The sequence below is a fragment of the Silvanigrella sp. genome, assembly GCF_044369315.1.
Lineage (GTDB): Bacteria > Bdellovibrionota_B > Oligoflexia > Silvanigrellales > Silvanigrellaceae > Silvanigrella.
Genome location: NZ_JBIPMD010000013.1, coordinates 1 through 12343, shown reverse-complemented (window position 1 = coordinate 12343; position 12343 = coordinate 1). Strand labels below are relative to the sequence as shown.

Below are 12343 nucleotides of genomic sequence, written 5' to 3'. Positions count from 1 at the left end.
TTAAAGATGATTTGGGCTATCCCAAGTATAATGATACTTTTTATCTTCAAGTACCATTGCTGCTTCTGTTACAAATAATGGCTCAAACGTGTCAACCATTATTGCAAGTTCTTGTGTATATTTTGCGCCAATGCTTTGTTCATAGCGTTCAGGATGTGGTCCATGTGGAATTCCTGAAGGATGATAACTTATCGAATAATTTGAAATACCCTTACGGCTTGTAAAATCACCACTCACATAAAAAATGACTTCGTCACAATCCATACTTGAGTGTGGCCAAGGGCATGGAACTGCTTTCGGATGGTAATCTAACATACGTGGAACAAAATTCATGATATAAAATTTATTACCACTAAAAGCAGTGTGAATTGTTGGGGGCAAATGAACGGAGCTTGTTTTTGGTTGATAGTCATAAACAGAGAAAGAAAAAGGCCAATACCATCCATCCCAACCTACCACTTTATATGGGAAATCCGTATATTCATGTATTGTTAAATGATTATCTTTTTTTACAATTATAGGGTAATTTTCATTTTCATCTATATTTAATAATCTACTAGGAGAATGAAAATCTCTATGATTATATGGTGCATCAAGTTTAAGTTGACCCATTGCTAATCTAAATTCGGAAGGAATTCCAAATTTATTTTTACCCTCTATGATAAGCATATTTGATTTTTCATTTGGCATAAAACGATAAGGAATTGCTTTGGGAATAAAAAGGTAATCCCCTTTTTTATAGTCGATTTCTCCCATAACAGTTTGTAATACACCTTTCCCTTCTGAAACAAAAAATAATTCATCTGCATCAGAATTTGAGAAAAAATAAATATCGCTTTTAGAAAGATTTGCTATACCCACAGAGCAGCTATTATTAACAAGTAATGTTGCTCTGGAATCTAAAAGATTACCTTCTTTTTTATAAATAGGTGTTTGAAAATGACGACGTTTTAGTTCTGTATTATTTTCTTTGTTATAATTTGGAAAAAATGGATTTTCATGTTTAAAAACTTCAGATTTGATCTCGTGAGTTGGAGCTCTTTTTTGGTATAAAATAGAATAATGATCATTAAAACCATCACGCGTAATTACATGTTCAGCGAGCATTTTTCCTTCGAATTCACAAATAGTATGCTGTTTTGACGAAACAAAACCGAGTTTTCTATAATCAATCATAGTTTTCACTCCCTATTAAAGTGACATGGTAAGTAAACTTATTTTATATCATTCATTTTGATTAACGAGCAAGCTCTTGATTGCAATTTACATTGGATTATAATACTGTTATGCATTGATTAGCTTTGTCCTAAAAGGAATGTAGCTTTTATGCAGAAAAAACTATTAATTATTGCAGACCCCATTGATAAAGTAAGACTAAAATCAGATTCAAGCTTAGCTTTAGCTCAAGCTGCAATTGAAGATTCTTGGCAAGTTTTATGGTGTGAATCTAACAATGTACATGTATTTGGTGAAAATGTTTTTGTCAGTAATTTAAATCAAATTCATACTGTTTCAACTGATGAAATTAATTTTAACTTAATAAATAAAAAAAAAATACCTATAAAAGAATTTGAAATTTGTTTCGTTAGAAAAGATCCTCCATTTAATGAAAACTATAAAGATTTATGCTGGATACTAGCTTCACAATCAGATGTTAAAATAATAAATCCTGCAGAAGCTCTTTTGTCATTTCATGAAAAAGCTCTTCAATGGAAAGCCTTTTCTGATGGCGTTTTAACTCATGAACAAATTATTCCAACTTGTTTATCTTCCTCTTTTGAAATAATTGAAGATTTTTGTAATGAAAATAAGTCTCTAATGAAAAATGGAATTATTTGTAAGCCATGGTTAGGCCATGGCGGAGAAAGTGTCGAGTATTTTAAAACCACAGAGTCTTTATTATTAAATTTAAAAAATAATGAAAATTTAAATATGTCAAAAATAATGATTCAACCATTTTTAGAAGAAATTCACACTCAGGGAGATCGTAGAGTCTTAATTGCAAATGGGGTTGTTATTGGTGATTTTGTTCGAATTCCTGCTGAAGGTAAAATTGCTTCTAATTTAGCTCAAGGTGGCTCGGCAATTTTGCGAGAAATGACAAAAGAGCAAAAATTAATATGCAATAAAATTGCTGAATATCTGAAAAGTCAAAATATTTTATTTGCAGGACTTGACTTAATAGGCTGTCGAATAGGTGAAATTAATATAACTTCACCTACTGGATTAAGGATATATGAATTTTTGACTGGAAAAAATATTGCAAAAACAGCTTTTCAATTAATGGTGAAATAAATATTATGAATAAATATATTTTTAATATTTTTATAATTTTCCCATTATTTATTTTATCTTCTTGCGTTTCTTCAAAGAAAAAGCAGGAGCTTATTGCGGTAAAAAAAGAAGACCCAATAAATGAAGTTGTAAAAACGATTAAAGAAAAATGTTACAAAGCAAGTAACCCGCAATTTTTAGCAGATTTTAGTACCGATAGTATTCGTCTTCCGCCAATAGAAATGGAAGGTGCTTGGAAAAATAATTATAATCTTTTAAAGACAAGCGTTATTGGTCCATTAGGTGAAGAATATTATTCCTTTGATATTGATGAAAATAAAATAAATTATAATTCAACTAGTAGTAATATAATTGCAAATGACTATTTTGAGCAATTTTCTTCTTTATTTTCTAAAATTGGGGCAAAAGGTTTACGTAGTTTTTTATGCGGTGAATACGCATTTGTAAAACAAAAAGATAATAATGGTATTTATATTGTCCGAGAAAAAAAAGAAAAAACGGATTCAGACGGAAATGAAATTGTTCCGCAAGAAGTTGAAATAAATGAGTCAAATAATAAGTATTTTTCTATTTCAAATATTGATATTTCGGGATCAAATATTGAAGTTCAGAGTTATGTTTCATTAACAAAAAATGAAAATGGATATGCTATTATTGTGAATAGCAGATTTTATTATGGACTTTTCTCTCAAGATACTCAAGTTGAAGTAAAGTGGATTGCTTTTGTGAATCCTTTAGAAATTAGACCCACTTCTGCAATATTTAGATCTAATGAAAATAAATTTTCTATTATATTTTCAGAATATCAATAAAAATATTATTGTTTATTTGTAATTATATCTATTGATTTCGTTTTGTTTTTTTCTGAAGAATCATCTTTTTTGGCGTTTAATTTTTTACTATTAAAGTTTTCTAGCATGCTTTCCAATGTTGAAAATGCTATGTCAAATTCCTTGTCAGACAGTGAATAGACCTTTGTTATTAATTTTTGAAAATGAAAAAATTTCTTTTGTGCTATTCCCGACGTTTCGGCCCTAGAAGCTTGATCACCCATGTGTCTTGCTAAATCATCTTCATTTATTTGGATCTTTTTTTCAGTCATTTTAACTCCAAAAAATTCATTTCATATTTTATTCATTCGTCATTAACTTCGTTTTTTTTAATGTCTGGTCATTACTTTGGCAATCAATGAAAAATTTGCAAACAATTTTCTAAAAAAAGAATAAAATAGAATAAATAAGTTGAAATAATTAAAGGACTTATTAAATGGCTTTAGATTATGAATTACCTATACACTACTTACCTGAGATTGATATCCTTCTTTTTCTTTTACCAAAAGTAGGAGTGGCTTTAATTGTAGGGACTATTGTAGGAATAGAAAGAGAATATAGAGGAAAACTTGCCGGTATTAAAACAAATGCTCTTATTTGTGCGGCTTCTGCATTATTTACGGCAGCATCGTTGATGATGTCAGATTATGGCTCGGCAACTCCAGCACCATCAGCAGATGTCACGCGTATTGTATCACAAATTGTTTCTGGAATAGGATTTATTGGTGCTGGTGCGATATTCAAATCCCAAAGCAAAGTTCAGGGTTTGACAACAGCTGCGGTCATATGGACTGTATCCGCTTTGGGAATTATGATAGGATATGGTATTTTTTTATCAACAATTATAATTACAATTGGTCTTATTTGTTTTTTATCTTTTGTTGCTTATTTTGAAAAGCGTTTTTTCAAACACCGTTCTCATAGTAGTTCAGATAATAATAGCGGAAAAGGCGGAACGATGGATTGAATTTTATTTTATTTTATTTTTTCTGCTTTAAAAAAATGTTTAGGTTGAATTAAATAATTTTGTGATTTAATTAAAACAAGTTCTTTTGAATTTTCTTTATGAGTTTCCTCGATAATACTAAAAACCCTTGAAACAGTTTCCTCTAATGCTTTTTCAATTGTTTTGTATTTTAAATAAAAATGAGTGAATAATGCAGCTGTAATGTCACCTGTTCCATTTAAAGTAATAGGTATATAAGGTGTAGTTACGATATAAACAGAATTTTTATGAACAGCCATCATGCTTATATTTGAAGTTAAGTTATCTTTAAGTAACAAACTTGTGATTAAAACAACTTGAGGGCCTTTTGATAAAATTTTATGGGATGCCTCAATTGCTTCTGCAATTGTATTTACTTTTTGATCGCTTAAGTATTCTAATTCAAAATGATTTGGAGTAATAATTGAAGCATATTTAATCATTTCTTCTTTAAAGAACTCGGGTATACCTTCTTTGACAAAAAATCCTCTTCCGACATCCCCCATAACAGGATCGCAACAATAAATTATATTTGGATTTAAATTTCTGAGTTCAAGAATTGCTTCTATCATAACATTTCCAAGCTCTTTAGAGCCCATATATCCGCTAAGCATTGCGTTACATTTATTTAGAACACCTCGTTCTTTTATTCCTAAAAAAACATCTCTTACTGCGGCAATGTCAAAAACTCTTCCACCCCACTGTCCATATCCTGTATGGTTAGAAAATAAGACCGTGTGTATAGGCCAAACCTCAACTCCAAGGCGTTGTAATGGAAACGTAACAGCGCTATTACCGACATGGCCGTAACTTACACAAGATTGTATAGAAAGAATAGATTGATCCATAGTCATATATCTCCGAAAAAATAACCTTGAGGATTTTGGCTTCAAAGTTTTCTCATGGTACAATAAGAAGTAAAAAAATTATACTTTGCCTCTTGATATATATGTCATTTCAGGCAACTATAACGGCAGTTTCATTTAACCTTCACATGCGAGGATGTTTATGACAAAAAGAAAGGTTGCGACTGTTTCTACTTCTGCTTTAACAGTTGAGGTTTCTTCTAGATTTGATCAGTTACCAAAAAAATTAACCAAAGAAGTCATTGCAGCTTTTCTTGATGCAATTGAAGATCATGTTGCTGCGGGCAAGAAAGTTCGTATTGATAAACTTGGAATTCTTCAAGTAAAAGATCGCGCAGCTCGTAAGGGACGTAATCCTCAAACTGGGGAAGAAATTAAAATACCAGCTTCTAAAAAAGTAAGTTTTAGAGTTGCTTCTTCTCTTAAAGAAAAAGTTGGTGTAAAAAGAAAATCAGCTGCTAAAAAGAAAAAATAAAACTGATTTTTAGATTTACTTATCAAAAGACTAGTAAGGATTTACCTACTAGTCTTTTTAATGTAACTTATCAAATTTCTTGATTTTAAGCTTTGATTTGCTGCTATATTGATATACTATTATGATGAATTTATCATTTAAAAAATAAAAGCCGATAAAATATTAGGAGGTTTTGTAACCTAAAGCCTTTTAGAATGGTGGGATTTATTTATGCCAAAAAAATTCAAGCCAAAAAATAATGTTCACTTAAGTCTTGGTATGGAAACAAACCGTTTAGAAGAAACGGTACAAAGGGCTTTAAATTTCGCACAAATTTGTTTTGAAAATGAAGGATTTGATTCTGCTAGTGCTTACCAAGAGGCAAATAAAGTAATTTTTGGGTTTGCAAATGACTTTATCAATGGATCTACCATTGCTCAATGGTTAGCTTCTGGAGGCGATGAAAGAAGGGCTTATGACGCCATTAAAGACTATTTAGTAGAAGCTAAAAAAGTTGTGGTTGTTCAAAAAGAAGTAAAAACAATTACAGCCCGTGTGTTTAAAGGTGGTGGTTAGTTTAGGCTCTTAATCTACTCTAGACTGTCTGAAATCTATCATGTATGAGACTCACTGGTTTGAGTCTTTTTTTGTTTTTCATTTCTTATTTAAATAAAGGATAATTTAATGTCTAATCCCATTATGGATTTGCCAAATGAAATTGGCTTTTCAATGCCTGGAGAATGGTGCGAACATTCAGCAACATGGACTAGCTGGCCTTTTGATAATGAAATGTGGTTTGGCTTTTTAGATGGTGTTCGAAATGAATTTGCAGCTTTAGTAACTACAATCGCAAAATTTGAGCACGTTCATTTATTAGTACGAGATGAAGAAGCACATAAAGACGCTTTGAATCGAATAGGGAATAACCCTAATGTAACGTTACATCATGTTCCTTTAAATGATATTTGGTTTAGAGATAATGGACCTATATTCATTAAAAAAGGGGAACAATTGAGTTTTGTTAAATGGGAATTTAATTCTTGGGGACAAAAATTTAAATGGGATTTAGACACTCTAGCTCCATATTATGTTGCAAAAAATTTAAATATAGATTTTTTTAAGCCAAATATTGTTATGGAAGGTGGTTCACTTGAAGTAAATGGAAAAGGTGTTGCTTTAACTACGAGACAGTGTCTTTTAAGTAAAATGCGTAACCCTAATTTATCTGAAAATGAAATTCATGTTTATTTAAAAAATTATTTGGGTATAGAAAAATTAATATGGCTTGAAGATGGATTGGAAGGTGATCATACTGATGGTCATATCGATACCATAGTTCGATTTACCAATGAAAACAATATTGTTTATTCTATAACAGAAGATAAAAATGATACGAATTATGCGCCTATGATGCGTAATTTTGAAATATTAAAAAACGCAACAGATATAAATGGAAAGCCATTTAATTTAGTGCCTTTAGTGTTACCTAAGAATAGAATGGAAATAGAAGATCACCGATTACCATCTACTTATGCTAACTTTTATATTGGAAATGAATTTGTTGTTGTTCCAATTTATAATGATCCTCATGATGAAATTGCTTTAAATACTTTACGCCCCTTATTTCCTAATAGAAAAGTAATTGGATTAAGTTCAAAAGATATTATAAAAGGTGGTGGATCTTTTCATTGTGTTACTCAACAACAACCATCTGGAAAAATTTGGAGAAAATAAGTTATGGCAGAAAAGGCTAAACTTGCTATTATTCAAATGAGTATGGCAGACAAACTTGAAATAAATATTAAAAAATCAACACAATTTATTGAAGATGCTGTTGAAAAAGGTGCTAATATTATTCTTTTGCCAGAATTATTTGAAAATCATTATTTTTGTCAAGAGCAACATGATCATTTATTTGATTTAGCAAATGAAGTCGAATCCCATCCGTTTTTAAATCATTTTCAAGCTTTGGCTAAAAAGTTAAATGTTGTGTTACCTATTAGTTTTTTTGAAAAATCGGGTCAAGCATACTTTAATAGTTTAGCTATGATTGACGCAAATGGTGATCTATTAAGTATTTATCGTAAAACACATATTCCAGACGGTCCTTGTTACCAAGAAAAATATTATTTTAACCCAGGTGATACTGGATTCAAAGTTTGGAATACCCGTTTTGGAAATATTGGAGTAGGCATTTGTTGGGATCAATGGTTTCCTGAATGCGCACGTAGCATGGCGTTGCAAGGTGCTGATTTATTGCTTTACCCAACTGCAATTGGTTCTGAGCCACCTGAAGCTCACTCTATCGATACAAAAGATATGTGGCAAAGAGCAATGATAGGCCATGCTGTATGTAATTCTGTTTATTTAGCTGCTCCTAATCGTGTTGGAATGGAAAAAAATATGACATTTTATGGCAGTTCTTTTATCTGCGATTTTATGGGAGAGAAAAGAGCTGAGGCAGACAGAATATCGGAATGTATTTTATATGCAGATTTAAATTTTGTAGAAGCAAAAACGTTTAGAGCTGGAATGGGGTTTTTTAGAGATAGAAGACCAGACAAATATAAAACACTTTTGACTTTAGATGGAAAAATTTAAAGTTAAATAAAATCTTTTTTTATTTTATCCTCGAATTCATAATACAAAATTCCAATAAAATTCTAAAATGCTATTTATATGAGTTAATTTTAAAAAATTTAAATTAATTATTTCATTTTATTTTTAAATTTTAAAAATTATATTAATATTGGTAATATTTATAAAATATTTTTAATAAAACAAGAATATTATAAAATCATTTAAATATTTTTAGAAACTAGAAAGTATTTTATTAAAAAGAAATATAAAAAACAATATTTAAATTTATTATTCATCATAAATAATAAATTTAAATGATATTATCTTCTTAATTTATTGTATTTTAAATCGTTAAAAATATTTAATAAATTATTTTAATAATGTATAATATATAATTACTTAATGAGTTTATATTATAAATAATAAATAAAATTTGATTATTAATTTTTAATTTAGTCTATCAACAAAGTCTTTTTGATTTTTATATGAAAGGTATATTATATGAAGATATTATTAAAAAAATCTCTTAAATGCACAATTATTTCCTCATTTTTAATTGGTTTTTCAGCCTTAGCAAATGAAGAAGAAACAAATGAGCTGCAACAAATAACTAGTAAAGTTGATGTGAATTTTGTATTAGGAACCGCTTTTTTAGGAAAAGTTTGTACTAAAAATGGATGTTCAAAAATGATGGGAGTTGGTAGCCAACATTCTACAAACTTAGTACAAAATGATCAAGTTTGTGTTAGCGTACTTGTTGCACCTGCTCCTTATTATTCTGTTAGATACGAATACTTATTTAAATTAACTGAAAATGCTAATTCAGAAATTAATTTCTGGGGCGTAACTTTAAGCCCAAGATATAATTTTTCAGAAGCTTCCATTGGATTTGTTGGATCTAGAACTACTTATGGTAAGAATCCATGTGAAGATCTATGGGGTAATTAATCTTCGCCCTGATTTAAAAAGAATAAAGGACTGCTTTTGTTATCTTTTTAGCTAAAGCAGTCCTGTTTTTATTTTAAGAGTTTTAAAATTCAGAAAACTCTTTCATTATTAAAGGATGCCATATATTTTTATCTTTAAATACCGTAGTTTTAGGTAAAATTGGGTTTTTTAATTTAAATATTTTTCTATTTTCTAAATTGGCGATTTTTAAAAAATTGCTATTATATTTATTAAATATTTCATCAAATGAACCATCTTTAATGGCATTCATAAATCCATAATTTAGTCGTTCTTCTAATATTTTATTTTTTTGATTTACAAAAAAATAATAACCTGTCGGATAAGCAATTGCCCAATTTTCAATAACATTTAATTTGTATTTTGCCTCATGCTCTTTTTCAATTTGATAAACTTCTAATGCTCCTAATGGGAAAATATCAAAACGTTTTAAGACAAGCATTGGAAATAATCCAGTATAAACTGTTGTTTTAATAACACTCATTTTATTAGCTTCTAAAATCTTTTTATCAGGCCAATCAAAAACCTGCCCTACTTTGAGTTTTTTTAAATCTGAATACGTTTTTATTTTTTCAATTCGCTCTTTTTCACTATTTAAAACAATTGGAATTCGAACTCCCAAAAGACCTTTAAATAAACAGATTCGAATTGGAGATGATTTGTTTTCTCTTTCAATAGAAGTCATCGATGCAATTACATTAACTTCTGAGTCCACTTTACTTAATTCATGAAAAGCTCGAGTTTGCGACATTTTTATCGATTTTACCAATTGGTATTCACCATATCTCTCTTTAGATTTATCTAATATTAATTTTAAAATGGCATATTCATAACTTAATGAATTTTCATTTTCTGAAGCAGTCAAGTTGTGTTTTATAATCATTATTGCTTTAGCTTGAAGGGTAAAGATAAAAAAAAGAAATACAATAAAAATTTTTGATATATATTTAGATATTTCCATTGAATGTTTTCCATTTTTAAAATTATTTTGACTAAGAAAAATTTATCATAAGCTATTTTAATATAAAAGTAATTATATTTTAAAGATTTGACAGGTCGTTTTTTTGAATATTTTTTCTTTTAAAATAGGATGTAATTTTTACCCAATAAATCTTATACGTCAAAAAATATTTTTTGTTTCGATATTTGAATATATTAATATCTAAATATCTTACTTTAGAAAGGATTTTGATGTTTTTTTTTATTAAATACCTAAAGAGTATTTTAATTCTGTTAATATTACATTTGAATTGCTTTTCTTTAGAGAATTCCAATTCTTTAAAATTAGTAACTGGAAATGACTTTTCTCCATATTGTGATGAAAAATTAAAAGATGGAGGTATTTTTACTTCTATTGTAAGAAAAATTTTAAGTAAAATAAATATGTCTTATACTTTAGATTTTTTACCTTGGGCGCGTGGTTATGATATGGTAAAAAATTCAAAATATGATGCAACGTTTCCATATGTTTTTACAAAAGAAAGAAGTCTTGAAGTTAAGTATTCAAAAGTAAGTCTTGTCGAAATAAAATCGTATATTTTTACAAATAATAAAAACAAAAAAAAGATTGATGATTTTAAAGGTGGAGTATACTGTCATCCATTAGGATATTTTATTGAAAAACCAATTTTAAAAATTTTAGAAAATAATGGAACAAAAAAAATTCAAAAGTTTGATCAATTGTCTTGTATCAATTCAGTCATTAATTTTGAATCTGATTTTACTGTTTTAAATTTAGATCAGTTTAATGAATATAAAAAAATGAAAATAAAAAATTTTAATGTTATAAATAAAGTTGATATTTTAATTAATATGAACGATTTATATATCGTATTTAGAAAAGATATGAATGAAAATATTATATATAAAAAAAATTGATGAAGAAGCAAGAAATTATATAAAAACCGATGAATATAATAAAATTCGCAATCAAAATTAGTATTTTTATGTATTTAAAATTTTTATAACAGGAAGAAAAGGAATAATGTATAAAATTAATATAATATCCATTTATACTATTGATTAAAAAATTAAAGTCATTTATATATCTCTTTACTGATTGTAATCATTTTTCTATCTCAAATTCATTAAAAAGGAATCTGAATCCATGGCAAAAAATAGTTACTCAAAATTAAGATATTTAAAAATTCTAACTTGCTCCATTTTAATAAGTGGCAGTTCCTCTCTATTTGCTCTTTCAGATAAAGAGAAACAAAATAAAAAAATTGTAACAGATTTTTATAATATGGCTTTTAAAGATCATAAACCTCTAGAAGCTGCAAATCTTTATATTGGTGATCAATACATACAACATAATCCACATGTACCAGATGGAAAAAAAGCTTTTACTGATTATTTTGTTCCCTATTTTAAAAAATATCCTCAAGCGATATCAGAAATAAAAAGGTCTGCTGCAGAAGAGGATCTGGTATATTTACATGTCCATTCAAAAGAAAGTAAAGAAGATAAAGGTGTTGCAATAGTCGATATTTTTAGAGTTAAAGAGGGTAAAATTGTGGAACATTGGGATGTTATTCAAGCCATTCCAGAAAAATCTGCAAATAAAAACTCCATGTTTTAGTTAATGATAAAATAATTAAACTTAGATAATTTTATAATAGTAATAATCTGTTTTTTATTATTTTGCTCTCATATTTTTTAAGTAACTTAATACATTATTATATTCTTTTTCATTAAATTCAAAGTTTAATTTTTTTGATATAAAGCTTGCAGAAGCATGAAAAATTTGGTACATAGAAAATAAAGAGTCCCAATTTTTTGATATATTAAAATCAGTATATGTATTTAAAAATAAAATCAATGTATCAGAATTCAAATCATTTTCTAAATACTTATAAAATGCTCCCAAATTTTTTGCAAAATTTGTTTCAATGGAGACTTTAATGGCAAGAATTTTTAAAAGTTCATCTCTTAATAAAACATCTAAGCAATGTTTGGAATATAAAATTTGTTTTCTCGCTAAGCCTTTTGCAACATAGGTTGAAAGCCATAAAAATTCATTGCAAAGGTTTTTAAATTCAATATCAGTTGGTTTTTTGATAACGTAGTCTAAATCATTTGGATCTTTTAAGAAAGAGTATCTCTTATCTTTATCAAGTAAAACAAGACTTAAACTATCTTTTTTTGATTTTTTATAAACAGAATCATTTATTAATTTTAAATCTATTCTATTTTCGTCTTCAAACAGCATTAAATAAGTATATTTATCTTTGTTATCAGGCCAAATACCTGATCTTCCCCCAATTTTATAGACACAATTAACCGACCTTTTTCATTGGTCTAGTTATTTCAAATATAACTGGAGACAGATATCCATTCGACGAATGCTTTCTAACACGATTGTAGT

Annotated in this window: 15 protein-coding genes; 10 read left to right on the top strand and 5 right to left on the bottom strand. The window is 28.1% G+C overall.

What is annotated here, in order from left to right; genetic code table 11:
* Complete coding sequence (locus ACIQ56_RS02415; RefSeq protein WP_397599487.1) at positions 1-1176, bottom strand: homogentisate 1,2-dioxygenase; 1176 nt, start codon at positions 1174-1176, stop codon at positions 1-3.
* 150 nt (positions 1177-1326) lie between these two features.
* Between ACIQ56_RS02415 and ACIQ56_RS02410 the strand changes: the two genes are divergently transcribed.
* The gene (locus tag ACIQ56_RS02410) at positions 1327-2295 is read left to right on the top strand and encodes a hypothetical protein (protein WP_397599486.1); all 969 of its coding nucleotides are present in this window, start codon (positions 1327-1329) and stop codon (positions 2293-2295) included.
* Between the two features lie 5 nt (positions 2296-2300).
* Complete coding sequence (locus tag ACIQ56_RS02405; protein ID WP_397599485.1) at positions 2301-3107, top strand: hypothetical protein; 807 nt, start codon at positions 2301-2303, stop codon at positions 3105-3107.
* Positions 3108-3112: 5 nt separating this feature from the next.
* Here the strand turns inward: ACIQ56_RS02405 and ACIQ56_RS02400 are convergent, their stop codons facing one another.
* Positions 3113-3397, bottom strand: a complete 285-nt coding sequence (locus ACIQ56_RS02400; RefSeq protein ID WP_397599484.1) for a hypothetical protein — start codon at positions 3395-3397, stop codon at positions 3113-3115.
* 164 nt (positions 3398-3561) lie between these two features.
* Between ACIQ56_RS02400 and ACIQ56_RS02395 the strand changes: the two genes are divergently transcribed.
* Positions 3562-4092, top strand: coding sequence for an MgtC/SapB family protein (locus ACIQ56_RS02395; RefSeq protein ID WP_397599483.1), 531 nt, complete (start codon positions 3562-3564; stop codon positions 4090-4092).
* Between the two features lie 8 nt (positions 4093-4100).
* Here the strand turns inward: ACIQ56_RS02395 and pdxY are convergent, their stop codons facing one another.
* Positions 4101-4958, bottom strand: a complete 858-nt coding sequence (gene pdxY / locus ACIQ56_RS02390; protein WP_397599482.1) for a pyridoxal kinase PdxY — start codon at positions 4956-4958, stop codon at positions 4101-4103.
* Positions 4959-5118: 160 nt separating this feature from the next.
* On the opposite strand from pdxY, the gene ACIQ56_RS02385 reads away from it, so the two are divergent.
* The 5 genes from ACIQ56_RS02385 (at position 5119) to ACIQ56_RS02365 (ending at position 8958) form a co-directional block, all read left to right on the top strand.
* A complete protein-coding gene (locus ACIQ56_RS02385) occupies positions 5119-5451 on the top strand; it encodes an HU family DNA-binding protein (RefSeq protein ID WP_202614040.1) in 333 nt (110 codons plus the stop codon).
* A 210-nt stretch (positions 5452-5661) separates the two neighbouring features.
* Positions 5662-6006: a hypothetical protein gene (locus tag ACIQ56_RS02380; protein WP_397599481.1), complete on the top strand. Its 345-nt coding sequence runs from the start codon at positions 5662-5664 to the stop codon at positions 6004-6006.
* 108 nt (positions 6007-6114) lie between these two features.
* Entirely contained in the window at positions 6115-7164 is a 1050-nt protein-coding gene (locus ACIQ56_RS02375; RefSeq protein WP_397599480.1) for an agmatine deiminase family protein, read from the top strand.
* A 3-nt stretch (positions 7165-7167) separates the two neighbouring features.
* Positions 7168-8031, top strand: coding sequence for an N-carbamoylputrescine amidase (aguB, locus tag ACIQ56_RS02370; protein WP_397599479.1), 864 nt, complete (start codon positions 7168-7170; stop codon positions 8029-8031).
* Positions 8032-8511: 480 nt separating this feature from the next.
* Entirely contained in the window at positions 8512-8958 is a 447-nt protein-coding gene (locus tag ACIQ56_RS02365) for a hypothetical protein (protein ID WP_397599478.1), read from the top strand.
* Positions 8959-9040: 82 nt separating this feature from the next.
* On the opposite strand, the gene ACIQ56_RS02360 is transcribed toward ACIQ56_RS02365, so the two are convergent.
* Complete coding sequence (locus tag ACIQ56_RS02360; RefSeq protein WP_397599477.1) at positions 9041-9937, bottom strand: hypothetical protein; 897 nt, start codon at positions 9935-9937, stop codon at positions 9041-9043.
* A gap of 230 nt (positions 9938-10167) precedes the next feature.
* Between ACIQ56_RS02360 and ACIQ56_RS02355 the strand changes: the two genes are divergently transcribed.
* Both ACIQ56_RS02355 and ACIQ56_RS02350 read left to right on the top strand, forming a co-directional pair.
* Positions 10168-10854, top strand: a complete 687-nt coding sequence (locus ACIQ56_RS02355; RefSeq protein ID WP_397599476.1) for a substrate-binding periplasmic protein — start codon at positions 10168-10170, stop codon at positions 10852-10854.
* Between the two features lie 229 nt (positions 10855-11083).
* Positions 11084-11557 carry an ester cyclase gene (locus ACIQ56_RS02350; RefSeq protein WP_397599475.1) on the top strand — a complete coding sequence of 158 codons (474 nt, stop codon included), beginning with the start codon at positions 11084-11086 and terminating at the stop codon, positions 11555-11557.
* A 57-nt stretch (positions 11558-11614) separates the two neighbouring features.
* On the opposite strand, the gene ACIQ56_RS02345 is transcribed toward ACIQ56_RS02350, so the two are convergent.
* Positions 11615-12223 carry an aminoglycoside 6-adenylyltransferase gene (locus ACIQ56_RS02345; protein ID WP_397599502.1) on the bottom strand — a complete coding sequence of 203 codons (609 nt, stop codon included), beginning with the start codon at positions 12221-12223 and terminating at the stop codon, positions 11615-11617.
* Between the last annotated feature and the right edge of the window lie 120 nt (positions 12224-12343).

What these genes read in the sequence shown, in the direction of transcription:
- ACIQ56_RS02365 (WP_397599478.1), top strand. Translation starts at nt 8,512, where the DNA reads ATGAAGATATTATTAAAAAAATCTCTTAAATGCACAATTATTTCCTCA.
- ACIQ56_RS02395 (WP_397599483.1), top strand. Translation starts at nt 3,562, where the DNA reads ATGGCTTTAGATTATGAATTACCTATACACTACTTACCTGAGATTGAT.
- ACIQ56_RS02350 (WP_397599475.1), top strand. Translation starts at nt 11,084, where the DNA reads ATGGCAAAAAATAGTTACTCAAAATTAAGATATTTAAAAATTCTAACT.
- ACIQ56_RS02375 (WP_397599480.1), top strand. Translation starts at nt 6,115, where the DNA reads ATGTCTAATCCCATTATGGATTTGCCAAATGAAATTGGCTTTTCAATG.
- ACIQ56_RS02355 (WP_397599476.1), top strand. Translation starts at nt 10,168, where the DNA reads ATGTTTTTTTTTATTAAATACCTAAAGAGTATTTTAATTCTGTTAATA.
- pdxY (WP_397599482.1), bottom strand. Translation starts at nt 4,958, where the DNA reads ATGGATCAATCTATTCTTTCTATACAATCTTGTGTAAGTTACGGCCAT.
- ACIQ56_RS02400 (WP_397599484.1), bottom strand. Translation starts at nt 3,397, where the DNA reads ATGACTGAAAAAAAGATCCAAATAAATGAAGATGATTTAGCAAGACAC.
- ACIQ56_RS02385 (WP_202614040.1), top strand. Translation starts at nt 5,119, where the DNA reads ATGACAAAAAGAAAGGTTGCGACTGTTTCTACTTCTGCTTTAACAGTT.
- ACIQ56_RS02405 (WP_397599485.1), top strand. Translation starts at nt 2,301, where the DNA reads ATGAATAAATATATTTTTAATATTTTTATAATTTTCCCATTATTTATT.
- ACIQ56_RS02360 (WP_397599477.1), bottom strand. Translation starts at nt 9,937, where the DNA reads ATGGAAATATCTAAATATATATCAAAAATTTTTATTGTATTTCTTTTT.
- ACIQ56_RS02380 (WP_397599481.1), top strand. Translation starts at nt 5,662, where the DNA reads ATGCCAAAAAAATTCAAGCCAAAAAATAATGTTCACTTAAGTCTTGGT.
- aguB (WP_397599479.1), top strand. Translation starts at nt 7,168, where the DNA reads ATGGCAGAAAAGGCTAAACTTGCTATTATTCAAATGAGTATGGCAGAC.
- ACIQ56_RS02415 (WP_397599487.1), bottom strand. Translation starts at nt 1,176, where the DNA reads ATGATTGATTATAGAAAACTCGGTTTTGTTTCGTCAAAACAGCATACT.
- ACIQ56_RS02410 (WP_397599486.1), top strand. Translation starts at nt 1,327, where the DNA reads ATGCAGAAAAAACTATTAATTATTGCAGACCCCATTGATAAAGTAAGA.